Genomic DNA, 15,702 nt, shown 5'->3' with positions numbered 1-15,702 from the left:
CGCGTCATAGCGCCGTCGCGTGGACGGCGTGGCGAAATTATATGACCGCCGGGGCCGGGGCGCAGGCGGAATTCAGCGCGAATTCCGTGCCCGATTTTCCGGTTTTGGGCCGATTCCCCGGGCAGGGCGCGCGGAAATTTATAATGTCGGCCTAACCGGACTATCGTACATGCCTGAATCCTCCAGCCCGCGGGCGCCCAAGGCCGCGGACGCGGCGGCCCCGGAAGCCGCCGCCGCGCAGAATGCGCGCCGAGCGCCGCGCCCCGAGCGGCCCATTCCCGCGGTGACCTACCCCGAAGACCTGCCCGTCAGCGCGCGGCGCCAGGAGATCGCGCGCGCCATCGCCAATCACCAGGTGGTGATCGTCAGCGGCGAGACCGGCTCGGGCAAGACCACGCAGCTTCCCAAGATCTGCCTGGAACTGGGTCGCGGCCGCCAGAAGATGATCGGCCATACCCAGCCGCGCCGCCTGGCCGCCACCTCCGTGGCCAAGCGCATCGCCGAAGAGCTGAACACGCCCATGGGCGAGGTGGTGGGCTACCAGGTGCGCTTCAACGATCGCACCGGCCCGAACGCGTCCATCAAGCTGATGACGGACGGCATCCTGCTGGCCGAGTCGCAGCGCGACCCGCTCCTGCGCCGCTACGACACCATCATCATCGACGAGGCGCACGAACGCAGCCTCAACATCGATTTCCTGCTGGGCTACCTGAAGCAGCTGCTGCCGCGCCGCCCGGACCTGAAGGTCATCATCACCTCGGCCACCATCGACGCCGAGCGCTTCGCCCGCCACTTCGCGGCCTCCGAGGACAAGCCGGCGCCCGTCATCGAGGTGTCGGGCCGCCTGTATCCCGTGGAAATCCGCTATCGGCCCGTGCGCGAAGAGGCCGGGCCGGACGAGGCGCCGGCGGCGGGCAAGCCCGGCCGCGAACGCATGTCGGGCGACGAGGAGCGCGACCTGATCGACGCCATCGTGGACGCCGTGGACGAATGCGCGCGGCATGGCCCCGGCGACGTGCTGGTGTTCCTGCCCGGCGAGCGCGAGATCCGCGAATCCGCCGAGGCGCTGCGCAAGCGGCATCCGGCGGGGACCGAGGTGCTGCCGCTGTATGCGCGGCTGTCGCAGGCCGAGCAGGAGCAGATTTTCCATCCGCGCACCAACGCGCGGCGCATCGTGCTGGCCACCAACGTGGCGGAAACCTCGCTGACCGTGCCGGGCATCCGCTTCGTGGTCGATAGCGGGCTGGCGCGGATCAAGCGCTATTCCTGGCGCAACAAGGTCGAGCAGCTGCGCATCGAGCCGATCAGCCGCGCCTCGGCCAACCAGCGCGCCGGCCGTTGCGGCCGGGTGGGGCCGGGCGTCTGCATCCGGCTCTACGACGAGCTGGACTTCAACAACCGGGCCCCTTTCACCGATCCGGAAGTGCTGCGCTCGTCGCTGGCGTCCGTCATCCTGCGGATGAAGTCGCTGAAGCTGGACGACATCGAACAGTTCCCCTTCGTCGAGGCGCCTCCCGGACGCGCCGTGGCCGACGGCTACCACCTGCTGCAGGAGCTCGGCGCGATCGAAATGGCGTCCGCCTCCGGCGAGGAGGCCGACGGCGCCCGCACCGGCGCGTCGTTCGCGCTGACGCGCAGCGGGCAGGAACTGGCCAAGCTGCCCGTGGACCCGCGCATCGGCCGGATGATCCTGGCCGCGCGGGAACAGCAGTGCCTGGCGGAAATGCTGATCATCGCCTCGGCCCTGTCGGTGCAGGACCCGCGCGACCGCCCCATGCAGGAGCGCGAGGCGGCCGAGGCCGCCCACGCCAAGTTCGGCGACGACAAATCCGAATTCATCTCCTTCCTGAAGCTCTGGCGCTGGTACGGCGAACAGGTGCAGCACAAGGCCTCGCAGCGCAAGCTGGTGGCCTTGCTGCGCCAGAATTTCCTGTCGCCCATCCGGCTGCGGGAATGGCATGACGTGCACACCCAGCTTGCCGCCCTGGTGGGCGAGCAGGGCTGGCGGGTGAACCAGACGGAAGCCACCTACGAGCAGCTGCACCTGGCGCTGCTGTCGGGGTTGCTGGGCAACATCGGCTTCAAGAGCGACGAGGGCGGCCACTACCAGGGCGCGCGCGAAATCCGCTTCCACATCCATCCGGGTTCGCGGCTGGTGAAGAAGGCGGGGCGCTGGATCGTCGCCGCCGAACTGGTCGAGACCACGCGGCTCTACGCGCGCTGCGTGGCGCGGATCGAGCCGCCGTGGCTGGAGAAAGTGGGCGCGCACCTGATCCGCAGGAACTGGTCCGATCCGCGCTGGGAAAAGAAGGCGGGGCAGGTCGTGGCCAACGAACGGGCCACGCTGTACGGCCTGGTCATCTATGCCGGGCGCCGCATCCACTACGGCCGCGTCAACCCGGCGCACGCGCGCGAGCTCTTCATCCGCCAGGCCCTGGTGCCGGGCGAGATCGACACGCGCCTGGCCTTCGTGGCGCACAACCGCAAGCTGATCGCCGGCATCGAGAAGCTGGAGCACCAGACCCGCCGCCCGGACATTCTGGTCGACGACGAGCTGATCTATGCCTTCTACGACCGCCAGTTGCCCGAAGGCATCTCGCAGACGGCCACGCTGGAAAAATGGGTGGCCGGCCTGGACAAGGCCGCCGCGGCCCAGCTGATGCTGACCCGCGACGAGCTGATGCGGCACGAAGCGGCCGGCGTGACCACCGACGTGTTCCCCAAGAAGGTGGAGTGGCAGGGCGTGTCCATGGCCCTGGACTACCACTTCGAGCCCGGTTCCGCGCGGGACGGCGTGACCTTGTCGGTGCCCCTGTTCGCCCTCAACCAGATCGATCCGGCGCGCTGCGAATGGCTGGTGCCCGGCATGCTCAAGGAAAAGGTGCATCTGCTGCTGAAATCCCTGCCGCAGAAGCTGCGCCGCCATTGCGTGCCGCTGCCGGACTACGCAGCCGGGTTCTACGAGCGCTGGTTCGATCGCCTGGGCGATCCGCAGCAGGGCCTGGTGGACGCCATCATCGCGGACATGTGGGACCAGGTCCAGGTCCGCCCGGCGGTCGGGGACTTCAAGCTGGAAACCCTGCCGGCGCACCTGTTCATGAATTTCCGGGTGGTCGACGAGCACGGTCGCATGCTGGCCGCCGGCCGCAACCTGGCGCAACTGCGCGCCGAATTCGGCAAACAGGCCCAGGCCACCTTCCAGCAGCTCGCGGCCAGCGATACCCAGGTGGCCCAGGCGCTGGCGCACGAGAACCTGACCTCCTGGTCCTTCGGTCCGCTGCCGGAGATCATGGAGATCAAGCGGCGCGGGCAGTCGGTCATCGGCTATCCGGCCCTGGTCGACCGCGGCGCGCATTGCGACCTGGACGTGTTCGACGACCCGGACGAGGCCCGCAAGCACCACCGCGCCGGCCTGCTCAAGCTGTTCCGCCTGGGGCTGCGCGAGCAGGTGAAGTTCCTGGAAAAGAACCTGACGGACCTGACCCGGATCAGCATGCTCTACATGACGCTGGGCACGCAGGAAGAACTGCGCGACCAGATCGTCGACTGCGCCCTCGGGCAGGCCTGCCTGGCCGAGCCCTGGCCGGTCAACGAGCAGCAGTTCGAAGCCCGGCGCGCCGAGGGCAAGGGCCGGCTCGGCCTGCTGGCCCAGGAAGTGGCGCGGCTGGCGGGGGCGGTGCTGACGGAGTACGCGGCGGTGCAGCGCAAGCTGCCCCAGGCCAAGCCGCATGCCACCGCCTATGCCGACCTGCAGGCGCAACTGGGCGCGCTCATGCCCAAGTGGTTCATCCGCGACACGCCCTATGCGCAGCTGGCGCATTTCCCGCGCTACCTGAAGGCGGTGCAGGCGCGCATCGACAAGCTGCGGGCCGACCCGGCGCGCGATGCCAAGCTGGTGGCCGAAATGGCGCCGCTCGTGACGCAGTACCAGCGCGCCCGGTCGGCGCTGAAGGGGGCGCCCGATCCCCGCCTGGACGAATTCCGGTGGCTGCTGGAAGAGTTGCGGGTGGCGCTGTTCGCGCAGGAGCTGCGCACGCCGATGCCGGTGTCGGTGAAGCGGCTGATGAAGAGCTGGGAGTCCTTGCAGCGCTGAGTGATACGGGGCGGCGCGAGCCGTCCCGCATTACCGTGGGATTTCGTGTCTCTTTGTGTTCAGAGACAAGTCATCTGGTTATGCTCCAATGCGCGGGCCCTTCCTCGCCGCTCCCAGGAGCATCGCCGCCATGTTCGAGTTGTTCAGCACTCGCACCCGTCCCGGAGCCTCGTCCCGGTCGACCCCGAACCGCTGGGATTGGGCCTTGCTGCCGCTGGTGCTGGCGGTGCTGGCTCTGATGGCCTACGGCGCCTCCCAGATGAGCCGGCCGTTCGCCCTCGGCGACGAGCTGCCCATCTCCCTCGATCCGGCCTACCTCCCGTACTACCTCCTGCGCACCATCCTGAGGATGTTCACGGCGTTGGGTTTTTCGCTGCTGTTCAGCTTCGTCTTCGCCGCCGTCGCCGCCAAGTTCCGGACGGCCGAAAAGGCGATGATCCCCATGCTGGACATCCTCCAATCCGTCCCCATTCTCGGCTTCCAGGCGATAGCCATCGCGCCGTTCATTGCCTTGTTCCCGGGCAATCTGCTGGGGGTGGAGTGCGCGGCCATTTTCGCCATCTTCACGTCGCAGGCCTGGAACATGGCGTTCAGCCTGTATCAGTCCATGCGCACCGTGCCGGCCGAATTGAACGAGGCGGCGCGCATTTTCCGGCTGTCGGGCTGGCAGCGGTTCTGGCGCCTGGAGCTGCCGTTCGCCACGCCGGGACTGCTGTGGAACATGATGATGTCGATGTCGGGAGGCTGGTTCTTCCTGGTGGCGGCCGAGGCGATTTCCGTGGCGGGGCAGGACATCAAGCTGCCCGGCATCGGTTCCTACATCGCCGTGGCGATCGAGGCCGAGAACGGCCGCGCCATCGCCTGGGCCATCGGCGCGATGATGGCCGGCATCCTGCTGTACGACCAGCTGTTCTTCCGGCCCTTGCTGGCCTGGGCCGACAAGTTCCGGTTCGAGGAATCCCAGGGCGACGCCGCCCAGCAATCCTGGCTGCTGGACTGGACCCGCCGCAGCCGCTGGATGAAGGCGCTGTCCAGCGCCTTCTGGTCGGGCATGCGGGGAGCGCTGGGCTGGTTCCGCGTGCCCTACGACGGCACCTCGATCCGCGCCCGCCCCAAGGCGCCGGATCCGCGTTGGACCCGGATCTGGGATTCGCTGCTGGCGGCCGGCGCGCTGCTGGCCACCTATAGGCTGGTGCGCTTCGTCCATGAAGACGTGGGCTGGGGCGAAGTGCTGCATGTGATCGGGCTGGGCGGCATCACCCTGGTGCGCGTGATGCTGCTGATCGCGCTGGCCTCGGCCGTCTGGGTGCCGATCGCGGTATGGATCGGCCTGCGGCCCAAGTATTCCCAGCGGGTCCAGGCGGTGGCGCAGTTCCTGGCCGCCTTTCCCGTGAACCTGCTGTTTCCGGCCGTGGTGTTCGTCATGGTCGCCCTCAAGCTCAACCCCAACATCTGGCTGAGCCCGCTGATCATCTTCGGCACCCAGTGGTACATCCTGTTCAACGTGGTCGCCGGCGCGTCCACCATCCCCAACGAGCTGCGCCTGGCGGCGGGCAACCTGGGGCTCGAAGGATGGCTGCTGTGGCGCCGGGTCTACCTGCCCGCCGTGTTTCCCAGCTTCGTCACGGGCGCCATCACCGCCAGCGGCGGTTCCTGGAACGCGAGCATCGTGGCCGAGTACGTGACCTGGGGCAACACCTCGCTGGTCGCGGACGGGTTGGGCAGCTACATCAAGCAGATGACCGCGCTGGGGGACTTCCATCGCATCGCGCTGGGCATCGGCGTGATGTGTATTTTCGTCATGCTGTTGAACCGCTTTTTCTGGCGCAAACTGTACTTGCTGGCCGAGAATCGCTAGGAGCCGCCAAGCCGTGAATCCCAATTCCCTGATCGAACTGCACGACGTCGGCAAATCCTTCCGCGCCGCCGACGGCACGGCCCGGCATGTGCTGGAACACGTGGACTTCACGCTGAAGGAGGGCGAGATCGTCGCGCTGCTCGGCAAGTCCGGCTCCGGCAAGTCCACGCTGCTTCGCATCATGGCGGGGCTGGTCAATGCCGACCACGGCACCGTCACGTATCGCGGCCAGCCGGTATACGGGCCGGCGTCGGGCATTGCCATGGTGTTCCAGTCGTTCGCCCTGTTTCCCTGGCTGACGGCCCAGCAGAACGTCGAACTGGGGCTGGAAGCCCAGGGCGTGGCGCCGGCCGAGCGCGCCCGGCGCGCGGACGCGGTGCTGGACCTGATGGGCCTGGGCGGTTTCGGCGGCGCCTTGCCGCGCGAGCTGTCGGGCGGCATGCGGCAGCGGGTGGGCATCGCCCGCGCGCTGGTCATGAACCCGGACGTGCTGCTGATGGACGAGGCGTTCTCGGCCCTGGACGTGCTGACCGGCGAGACGCTGCGCGACGACATGCTGGAGCTGTGGGACGAAAGCCGCATCTCCACCAAGGGCATCCTGATCGTGTCGCACAACATCGAGGAAGCGGTCATGATGGCCGATCGCATCATCGTGTTCTCCAGCGACCCGGGGCGCGTGCGCAGCCAGATCCTGGTCGGCCTGCCGCGTCCGCGCGACGTGGATTCGGCGCAGGTGCGCGCGCTGATCGACGAGGTCTACGCGCTGATGACCATGCGGCCGGCGCACGACGTGCCCACGCCCTTGCAGCAGGGCCTGGGCTACCGCTTTCCGCAGACCGAGGTGGAGCGCATGGAAGGGGTGCTGGACGTGCTGGCCGAAGCGCCGTTCAACGGCCGCGCCGACCTGCCCAAGCTGGCGGAAGAGGCGGAAATCTCGGACGACGACCTGCTGCCGGCCTGCGAGGCGCTGGGCCTGTTCGGGCTGGCGAGGATCGACCGCGGCGACATCTTCCTGACGCCGCTGGGGCAACGCTACGTACTGGCTGAGCAGGCGCAGAAGCAAGTGATCTTCGGGCGCCAGTTGCTGGCGCACGTGCCCTTGGCGGCGCATATCCGCCACAGCCTGGAACAGGAGCCCGCCGGCGCCTTGCCCGACAAGGTCTTCCTGGGTTCGCTGGAGGAATTCCTGAAACCCGACGAGGCCGAACGGGTATTGAAGATCGCGGTGGAGTGGGGGCGCTACGGCGAAATCTACGGCTACGACTATCACACCGGCCTGTTGACGCTGCCGGTGCCGGACCCGGCTTAGGGCGGGCCGGCCAGGCGCGGCCCCCGGGGCGGGGCCGCCGCGGGCCTTACAGCGCCAGGAAACCCACGATGACCAGGGCGATCAGGCCGAACTTGGTGGCCTTGTAGACCTTGCGGTTCCAGGCCTTGAAGGCCTTGCGCTTCTGGTCGATGACCCAGTGCGCGTGGGTGAGCTTGTTGATGGCGCCGGTCTGGTCGCCGCCGTCGTTGGGCGAGCTGGCCGCCGACATCACGACCCGGCCGAACCAGCGGTTGAAGGCCTCGGCCCAGCGCCATTTCAGCGGGCGCTCCACGTCGCAGAACAGGATGATGCGGTTCTGCTCGCTGCGGTTGTAGGCTTCGTGCACGTAGGTTTCGTCGAACACCACGCTTTCGCCGTCGCGCCAGCTGTAGGGCTCGCCGTCCACGATGATGTGGCAGCGGTCGTCGTTGGGGGTGACCAGGCCCAGGTGGTAGCGCAGGGACCCGGCGAACGGATCGCGGTGCCGGTTGAGCTGGCCGCCGGGCGGCAGTTCGGCGAACATCGCGGCCTTGACCTTGGGCAGGGTCTTGAGGATGGCGACGGTCTTGGGGCAGAGTTCCTCGGCCGACGGGTGGCGCGCGTCGTACCACTTCAGGTAGAAACGTTTCCAGCCGTATTTGAAGAAGGAGTTGAAGCCGATGTCGTTATGGGTATCGGCGGCCTTGATGCGGCGCAGCTCGGCCATTTGCACGGCTTCCTCGCGGATCGTCTCCCAGTTGTCGTCCAGCACCTTGAGCTCGGCGATCTCGCTCGTGGTCAGGTAGGGCGTGGGCGGCACGCGCGAGGCCAGCACCATGAAGGCGTTGATGGGGGCGAGCAGCACGGAGTGGTCCAGCATTTGCCGGCCCAGCGGCAGCTTGACGCGGCCACGGAAGTGCGCAAACAGGATGGCGGCCAGCCAGATTCCGGGGATTAGCCATTTCATACGTAAATCTCGTGCGGCAATGGGTGGGTCATGCAAGGCCTATTGTTACACAGGCCACCTGACGGGCCGCTTCGAATCGCCCGGCACCCCGGCTTTGACCGGTACAATTCTGCCTATGTCCGAAGCCGTAACAAACCCGTCCCCCTTTGTTCATCTGCGCGTTCACTCCGAGTTCTCGGTCGTGGACGGCATCGTGCGCATCCCCGATCTCATCAAGCGCGTGGCCAAGCTGGGCCAGCCCGCCGTCGCGCTGACCGATCTGTCGAACCTGTTCGGCCTGATCAAGTTCTACAAGGGCGCGCGCGGTGCGGGCGTGAAGCCCATCGCGGGCTGCGACGTCTGGCTGTCCAACGATGACGATCCGGCCAAACCCTTCCGCCTGTTGCTGCTGGTGCGCAATCACCAGGGCTACCTCAACCTCTGCGAACTGCTCACCAAGGCCTTCCTGACGAACCAGGGCAAGGGCCGCGCGGAAATCCGGCGCGAATGGCTGCAGGGACAGGACGGCCTGATCGTGCTGTCGGGGGGCCGCGGCGGCGACGTGGGCCAGGCGCTGGACGCCGGCAACGCCGTGTCGGCGCTGGCGCTGGCGCGCCAGTGGGCGCACCTGTTCCCGGGCAGCTTTTACATCGAATTGCAGCGCGCCGGCATGGATGGGGACGAAGCCTACACCCAGGCCGCGATGCGCCTGGCGGCCGAGGCCGGCCTGCCGGTGGTGGCCACGCACCCGGTGCAGTTCCTCGACGAGTTCGAATTCCAGGCGCACGAGGCCCGGGTCTGCATCGCCGAAGGCGAAATCCTGGCCAACCCCCGCCGCGTGCGGCGGTTCAGCAAGGAACAGTACCTGCTCAGTTCCGAGGAAATGGCGCGCCGTTTCGCCGACGTGCCCTCGGCGCTGGCCAACACGGTGGAAATCGCCAAGCGCTGCAACCTGAGCCTGGTGCTGGGCAAGCCGCGCCTGCCCAACTTCCCCACGCCTGAAGGCGTGACGCTCGACGACTATCTCGTCCAGCTGTCGGAGGAAGGGCTGGAAAAGCGCATGCGCTTCCTGTTCCCCGACGACGCCGAGCGCGAATCCAAGCGCGAGCAGTACTACGAACGCCTGCGCTGGGAGTGCAAGACCATCATCCAGATGGGCTTCCCGGGCTACTTCCTGATCGTGCAGGACTTCATCAACTGGGGCAAGAACAACGGCGTGCCGGTGGGGCCGGGGCGGGGGTCGGGCGCGGGGTCGCTCGTGGCCTACGCGCTGGGCATTACCGACCTGGATCCGATCCGCTATGACTTGCTGTTCGAGCGCTTCCTGAATCCCGAGCGGGTCTCCATGCCCGACTTCGATATCGATTTCTGCCAGGACAACCGCGAACGGGTCATCGACTACGTCAAGGAAAAATACGGCCGCGCCGCCGTGAGCCAGATCGCCACCTTCGGCACGCTGGGCGCCAAGGCCGTGGTGCGCGACGCGGGTCGGGTGCTGGACATGCCCTATATGTTCTGCGACGGCCTGTCCAAGCTGATCCCGTTCAACCCGATGGATCCGTGGACGCTGGAGCGCACGCTCAAGGACGAGCCCGCCTTCAAGGACCGCTACGAGCAGGAAGAGGAGGTGCGCGCGCTGGTGGACCTGGCCAAGCCGCTCGAAGGCCTCACCCGCAACATCGGCATGCACGCCGGCGGCGTGCTCATCGCGCCCGGCAAGCTCACCGACTTCTGCCCGCTGTATTGCCAGCCGGGGCAGGAGAACAGCGCCGTCTCGCAGTTCGACAAGGACGACGTCGAAGCCGCCGGCCTGGTGAAGTTCGACTTCCTGGGCCTGCGCAACCTGACCATCCTGGATTGGGCGGTGCGCTACGTGCGCCAGTTCAACGAGGACAAGCGCGACTTCGACGTCATGGCCCTGGCGCTGGACGATCCGGCCGCCTACAAGATCCTGTGCGACGCCAACACCACCGCGGTGTTCCAGCTGGAATCGCGCGGCATGAAAGAGCTGCTGAAGAAGCTCCGGCCCAACACCTTCGAAGACATCATCGCCATGCTGGCCCTGTACCGTCCGGGGCCGCTGGAATCGGGCATGGTGGACGACTTCGTCAACCGCAAGCACGGCCGCGCGGCGGTGGACTACTTCCACTCCGACCTGGAAAGCACGCTGAAGAGCACCTACGGGGTCATCGTCTACCAGGAACAGGTGATGCTGATCTCCCAGATCATCGGGGGCTACTCGCTGGGCGGCGCCGACCTGCTGCGGCGTGCCATGGGCAAGAAAAAGCCCGAGGAAATGGCCAAGCACCGGGAGCTGTTCGAGCAGGGCGCCAAGGAAAAGGGCCACGATCCCGACCTGGCGGTCAAGCTGTTCGACCTGATGGAGAAGTTCGCGGGCTACGGCTTCAACAAGTCGCACTCGGCCGCGTACGCGCTGATCTCGTACCAGACGGCCTGGCTCAAGGCCTACCATCCGACGGAGTTCCTCGCCGCCACCATGTCGTCCGATATGGACGACACGGACAAGGTCCAGATCTTCTGCCGGGACGCCCAGGACAACGGCGTCGAGGTGCTGCCGCCCGACGTCAATTTCTCCGGCTACCGCTTCGAGCCGGTCGCCGATAAACACACGAAGAACGGCAAGCCGCCGCGCACCATGCGCTACGGCCTGGGCGCGGTCAAGGGCACGGGGCAGGGCGCCGTCGAAGACATCCTGCGTGCGCGCAAGGAAGGCGGCCCCTTCCTCAACCTGTTCGACTTCTGCCGCCGCGTCAGCAAGCACGCGGTCAACCGGCGCACCATCGAAGCCCTGATCAAGGCCGGCGCGTTCGACACGATCGAACCCAACCGCGCGGCGATGCTGGCCTCGGTGCCCACCGCCATGGAAGCCGCCGAGCAGGCGGCCCGCAGCGCCAACCAGGCCTCGCTCTTCGGCGACGACAGCAGCGACGTGGTGGCCGGCGAACTGGCCAAGGTCGCGCCCTGGGACCTGCACAAGAAGCTGACGGAAGAAAAAACCGCGCTGGGCTACTACTACAGCGGCCACCTGTTCGATGCCTGGCGCGACGAAGTGCGCCGCATCGTGCCGATGCAGCTGGCCCGGGTGGAGCCGCAGCGCGACCTGCAATGGATGTGCGGCGTGCTGGCCAGCGTGCGCGTCATGATGACCCGCCGCGGCAAGATGGTGTTCGCCGTGCTGGACGACGGCACCGCGCAGGTCGAAATCTCGGTCTTCAACGAACTCTACGAAAAGCACCGCAACCGCCTGCGCGAAGACCAGCTGGTCATCGTGCAGGGCAAGGTCAGCAACGACGATTATTCCGGCGGCATGCGCATCGTGGCCGAGCAGCTCTACGACCTGCAGCTGGCCCGCGAAGCGCGCGCCAAGTCGCTGCGGGTCAAGCTCAACGGCAGCGCCGACGCGGCCCGCCTGCGGCAGATGCTGAACCCGTTCCGCGCCGAACCCGAGAACGGCATTCCCGGGGTGCCGGTCGACATCGTCTATTCCAAGAACAATTTCCTGTGCACGGTCCGGTTGGGCGAGGAGTGGCGCGTCCGCATGGCCGATACGCTGCTGGCGAACCTGAACGAATGGACCAAGCCGGATGGCGTGGAGGTGACCTATTGATGCGTAGCCTGCGTATCGTCCACTCGGAAGCCGCCACCAGCTTCGGCGGCCAGGAAGGGCGGATCTTCAAGGAAATGACCGCCATGCGCGCGCGCGGCCATCACATGGAAGCCATCTGCCAGCCCCAGGCGCTGCTGGCCGAACGCCTGTCGGACGCCGGCTTCACCGTGCACACCCTGGAAATGGACGGCGTGGCGAACTACCTGAAGGGCGTCGCCACCATCCGCGGCATCCTGCGGGAAGGGCGCTTCGACGTGCTCAACACGCACAGCCGGCGCGATACGGTCATCGCGGCCGCAGCCGGCCGGCTGGCGGGCACGCCGCTCATCGTCCGAACCCGCCACCTGTCCAACAAGGTGGGCTCGCTGTGGTCCTATACCCGGCTGCCGCATCGCGTCACCACGGTCAGCGATCACGTGCGGCAGCACCTCATCGACCGGGGCGTGCCCGCCGACAGGGTGGCGACGGTCTATTCGCCCATCGTGCTGCCGCCGCCGGTCGAACGCTCCACGCTGCGCGAGGAACTCGGCCTGGCCGATGACGACATCGTCGTCGGCTGCGTGGCCGTCATGCGCGCGACCAAAGGCCACAAAGACCTGATCGACGCGATCGCGCCCTTGATGGCCAGCCGGCCCAGGCTGCACCTGGTGTTCGTCGGCGGTGGTTCGCCGGTATTCGAGCAGACCCAGGCCTATGTGGTCGAGCTCGGGCTGCAAGACCGCATCCACCTGATGGGCATGCGGCGCGACGTGCCCAATCTGCTGGCGGGCTTCGATCTCTTTGCGCTGGCGACCCAGCAGGAAGCGTCCGGCACCGTCTACGTCGAGGCGCAGGCCAGCGGCCTGCCCGTCATCGGCACGGACGTCGGCGGCGTGTCCGAGATGTTCCGCGACGGCGAAACCGGCATCCTGGTGCCTCCCAAGGACGCCCGCGCCCTCACCGAGGCGCTGCAGCGCCTGATCGACGACGCCGACCTGCGCCGCCGCATGGGCGAGGCGGGCCGCAAGATGGTCTGGGACGAGGGCGTGTTCTCGCCGGCCCGGCTGGCGGAAACCACCGAGGCCGTCTATGCCAGGTGGCTGGGGGAGCGCGCGAAATGAACGCGCCCAACGTCCCGGTGCTGATGTACCACCACGTCACGCCGGCGGGCGGCATGATCGCGGCGACGCCCGATGTTTTCGAGGCCCAGATTTCGCGCCTGGCGCGCGCCGGCTACCACTCGCTGTCGGCCGCGCAGTTCGCCGCCTACCTGGCGGGGGGCGAGGCGCCCGAGCGGTCGGTGCTGATCACCTTCGACGACGGCTACCTGAACAACTGGGTGCACGCGCACCCGGTGCTGGCGCGCCACGGCATGCGCGCCGTGCTGTTCACCATCACGGGCTGGATCGGCGACGGGCCCTTGCGGCCGCACGCGGGGCAGGGCGGCCCCCTGCCGGCCACGCCGGACCACGACGCCTGCAAGCAGCTGGTGGCCTCGGGCAGGGCGGACGACGCCATGCTGCGCTGGAGCGAAATCGAGGCCATGCAGGCCGCGGGCACGTTCGAGTTCCATTCCCACACGCATACCCACACCCGCTGGGACAAGGTCTGCGGCGCCGACACCGACGCCAAGCGCGCGCGCATCGCGCAGGAACTGCGGGACTCGCGCGAGACGCTGGTACGCCGGCTGGGCCAGGCCAGCGACCATCTCTGCTGGCCCCAGGGCTATTTCGACGCGGACTACGTGGCCGCGGCTCGCGAGGCGGGATTCCGCCACCTGTACACTACCGACCCTTTCGGCCAGAACTCGCCCGGCGCGGATCCCGAGCACATCTACCGTTTCGCGGTGCGCAACCAGGCAGGCTCCTGGTTGAACCGGCGCATCTGGCTGTCGCGCGACCCCTTCTGGGGCCCGCGCTTCCATGCCTGGAAGGCCTGGAAAAAGCGTCTTAGGAATCGCGGATGAAGTTATCAGTCATCATCATCACCAAGAACGAGGCGGCCAACATCGCGGCCTGCCTCAAGTCCGTGGCGTTCGCCGACGAGTTCATCGTGGTCGATTCGGGCAGCACCGACGGCACCGTGGAACTGGCGCAAGCGCTGGGCGCGCGGGTCGAGGTCACTTCGGACTGGCCCGGCTTCGGCCCCCAGAAGAACCGCGCGCTGGACCTGGCGACCGGCGACTGGGTGCTCTCCATCGACGCCGACGAGCGCGTCACGCCGGAACTGGCCCAGGAAATCCAGGAGGCGCTGAGCGCCCCGCGGGCCGATGCCTACGAGATCGCCCGCCTGTCGAATTTCTGCGGCCGCGACATCCGCCACAGCGGCTGGTGGCCCGACTACGTGCTGCGCCTGTTCAAGCGGGGCACGGCGCGATTCACGGACGCGGCGGTGCATGAGCGCGTGGTGCCGGCCAACGGCCAGCCGCTGAAAATGCGCGGCTATTTCCATCATTATCCGTACGACAACCTGGACGCCCTGATCACCAAGGTCAACCGCTATTCGTCCGACGCCGCCGCCATGATGTACGCCAAGGGCAAGCGCACGTCGATCTTCGGCGCGCTGGGGCACGGCTTCTGGACCTTCGTGCGGATCTACCTGATCCGGCGCGGCTTCCTCGACGGCAAGCACGGCCTGGTGCTGGCCGTGACCGCGGCGGCCGGCAGTTTCTTCCGCTATTCGAAGCTGATGTTCCTGGCCGACAAGCAAAAGTGAAGATCCTCTACACCAACTTCCACGCCGGCAACGGCGGGGGGCACGTCACCTACATCATCAACCTGGCCAAGGCGCTGGCCAGGGAGCACCAGATCACGGTCGCGGCGCCGTCCACCAGCCGCCTGTACCGCTACGCCCAGGCCATCCCCGGCGTAACGGTGGAGCCCATGCAGTACACCACGCGGCCGTCCTCCTGGTTCAAGGACCGGGCGCAGCTGCGCCGGCTGATCAAGGCCGGGCGCTACGACATCATCCACGCCAACGGCTCGGCCGACCACAAGCAGGTCATGCTGGCCACGCTGGGCATGTCGCGGCGGCCCCGCATCGTGTTCACCAAGCACAACGACCATCCCCTGACCAGCTTCGGACACAAGCTGCGGGTCGCGCTGGCCACCGACCACAGCATCGCGGTCAGCGACTACATCCACGGCCTGATGGCGAATTCGCCCTACGGCAAGCGTCCCATCACTACCATCCGCCACGGCATCGATACCGATTTCTTCGCGCCGCCGCCGCCGGAGAGCCTGGACAAGCTGCGGGCCCTGATCTTCGGCCCGGACTGGCAGGGCAAGCTACTGCTGGGCAGCGCGGGCGGCACCGACTACGACAAGGGCTGGCTGGACCTGGTGGCCGCGGCAGCCGCCCTGCCGCCCGCCGACAAGGCGCGCGTGCTGCTGATGGTGGCGGGCGACGCGCCCTCCGAGGCCAAGCTCGCGCGGGTGCGGGAACTGGGCATGATCGACCAGGTCCGCTTCCCCGGCCTGCTCGACGACGTGCGGGCCTCCCTGGCGGCCTGCCATGCCGGCTTCGTGCTGTCCTATCGCGAGGCCCTGTCGTTTGCCTGCCGCGAGATCATGGGCCTGGGCCTGCCGGCCCTGGTGAGCGACGCGGGCGGCCTGCCCGAGAACGTCACCGACGGCGTGGACGGCTGGATCGTCCCCGTGCGCGACGTGCCCGCCATCACCGCCAAGCTGCGCTTCATGCTCGACCACCCCGACGCCGTGCGAACCATGGGCGCCCAGGCCCGCGAAACCGCCGTGCGCGACTTCAACCTCCAACGCTTCGCCGCCGCCACGCTGGACGTCTACCGGCGCACCCTGGCCTGAGCAGCCCGTCAGCGTGGGGGCCCCGCCCCGCCGCCGGGCCGCCCCAAGGCGGGCCAGCCCCCTCGGGGGGCAGCAAGCACGCATAGCGT

At 67.7% G+C, this 15,702-nt stretch carries 9 protein-coding genes; 8 read left to right on the top strand and 1 reads right to left on the bottom strand.

Annotated features, from left to right (window positions below):
• Nucleotides 1-169 precede the first annotated feature (169 nt).
• The 3 genes from hrpA to ADE01S_RS24635 all read left to right on the top strand — a co-directional run bounded on the left by hrpA (nucleotide 170) and on the right by ADE01S_RS24635 (nucleotide 7,260).
• The gene (hrpA, locus tag ADE01S_RS24645) at nucleotides 170-4,093 is read left to right on the top strand and encodes an ATP-dependent RNA helicase HrpA (RefSeq protein WP_062684375.1); all 3,924 of its coding nucleotides are present in this window, start codon (nucleotides 170-172) and stop codon (nucleotides 4,091-4,093) included.
• A 130-nt stretch (nucleotides 4,094-4,223) separates the two neighbouring features.
• Nucleotides 4,224-5,951: an ABC transporter permease gene (locus tag ADE01S_RS24640; protein ID WP_062684374.1), complete on the top strand. Its 1,728-nt coding sequence runs from the start codon at nucleotides 4,224-4,226 to the stop codon at nucleotides 5,949-5,951.
• Nucleotides 5,952-5,964: 13 nt separating this feature from the next.
• On the top strand, nucleotides 5,965-7,260 hold the full coding sequence (locus ADE01S_RS24635) for an ABC transporter ATP-binding protein (protein ID WP_062684373.1): 1,296 nt from the start codon (nucleotides 5,965-5,967) through the stop codon (nucleotides 7,258-7,260).
• A gap of 46 nt (nucleotides 7,261-7,306) precedes the next feature.
• Here ADE01S_RS24635 and lpxO read toward each other — a convergent pair whose 3' ends face one another.
• Nucleotides 7,307-8,206: a lipid A hydroxylase LpxO gene (gene lpxO, locus ADE01S_RS24630; protein ID WP_062684372.1), complete on the bottom strand. Its 900-nt coding sequence runs from the start codon at nucleotides 8,204-8,206 to the stop codon at nucleotides 7,307-7,309.
• 115 nt (nucleotides 8,207-8,321) lie between these two features.
• Between lpxO and dnaE the strand changes: the two genes are divergently transcribed.
• Genes dnaE through ADE01S_RS24605 form a run of 5 tightly spaced genes read left to right on the top strand, consistent with a single transcriptional unit; the run spans nucleotide 8,322 to nucleotide 15,613 of the window.
• Nucleotides 8,322-11,813 carry a DNA polymerase III subunit alpha gene (gene dnaE, locus ADE01S_RS24625; protein WP_062684371.1) on the top strand — a complete coding sequence of 1,164 codons (3,492 nt, stop codon included), beginning with the start codon at nucleotides 8,322-8,324 and terminating at the stop codon, nucleotides 11,811-11,813.
• Nucleotides 11,813-12,913 carry a glycosyltransferase family 4 protein gene (locus tag ADE01S_RS24620; protein WP_062684370.1) on the top strand — a complete coding sequence of 367 codons (1,101 nt, stop codon included), beginning with the start codon at nucleotides 11,813-11,815 and terminating at the stop codon, nucleotides 12,911-12,913. The genes dnaE and ADE01S_RS24620 overlap by 1 nt, the downstream gene beginning before the upstream one ends.
• Entirely contained in the window at nucleotides 12,910-13,758 is an 849-nt protein-coding gene (locus ADE01S_RS24615; protein WP_062684369.1) for a polysaccharide deacetylase family protein, read from the top strand. Before ADE01S_RS24620 ends, ADE01S_RS24615 begins: the two co-directional genes overlap by 4 nt.
• Entirely contained in the window at nucleotides 13,755-14,507 is a 753-nt protein-coding gene (locus ADE01S_RS24610; protein ID WP_062684368.1) for a glycosyltransferase family 2 protein, read from the top strand. Before ADE01S_RS24615 ends, ADE01S_RS24610 begins: the two co-directional genes overlap by 4 nt.
• Complete coding sequence (locus ADE01S_RS24605; RefSeq protein ID WP_062684367.1) at nucleotides 14,504-15,613, top strand: glycosyltransferase; 1,110 nt, start codon at nucleotides 14,504-14,506, stop codon at nucleotides 15,611-15,613. Before ADE01S_RS24610 ends, ADE01S_RS24605 begins: the two co-directional genes overlap by 4 nt.
• The last annotated feature ends 89 nt before the right edge of the window (nucleotides 15,614-15,702 follow it).

The sequence above is a fragment of the Achromobacter denitrificans NBRC 15125 genome (assembly GCF_001571365.1).
In the GTDB taxonomy this organism is placed as follows: Bacteria; Pseudomonadota; Gammaproteobacteria; order Burkholderiales; family Burkholderiaceae_B; genus Achromobacter; species Achromobacter denitrificans.
The sequence above is the reverse complement of the archived record's forward strand: the minus strand, read 5'-3'. Positions and strand labels throughout refer to the sequence as shown.

What these genes read in the sequence shown, in the direction of transcription:
- hrpA (WP_062684375.1), top strand. Translation starts at nt 170, where the DNA reads ATGCCTGAATCCTCCAGCCCGCGGGCGCCCAAGGCCGCGGACGCGGCG.
- ADE01S_RS24640 (WP_062684374.1), top strand. Translation starts at nt 4,224, where the DNA reads ATGTTCGAGTTGTTCAGCACTCGCACCCGTCCCGGAGCCTCGTCCCGG.
- lpxO (WP_062684372.1), bottom strand. Translation starts at nt 8,206, where the DNA reads ATGAAATGGCTAATCCCCGGAATCTGGCTGGCCGCCATCCTGTTTGCG.
- dnaE (WP_062684371.1), top strand. Translation starts at nt 8,322, where the DNA reads ATGTCCGAAGCCGTAACAAACCCGTCCCCCTTTGTTCATCTGCGCGTT.
- ADE01S_RS24620 (WP_062684370.1), top strand. Translation starts at nt 11,813, where the DNA reads ATGCGTAGCCTGCGTATCGTCCACTCGGAAGCCGCCACCAGCTTCGGC.
- ADE01S_RS24615 (WP_062684369.1), top strand. Translation starts at nt 12,910, where the DNA reads ATGAACGCGCCCAACGTCCCGGTGCTGATGTACCACCACGTCACGCCG.
- ADE01S_RS24610 (WP_062684368.1), top strand. Translation starts at nt 13,755, where the DNA reads ATGAAGTTATCAGTCATCATCATCACCAAGAACGAGGCGGCCAACATC.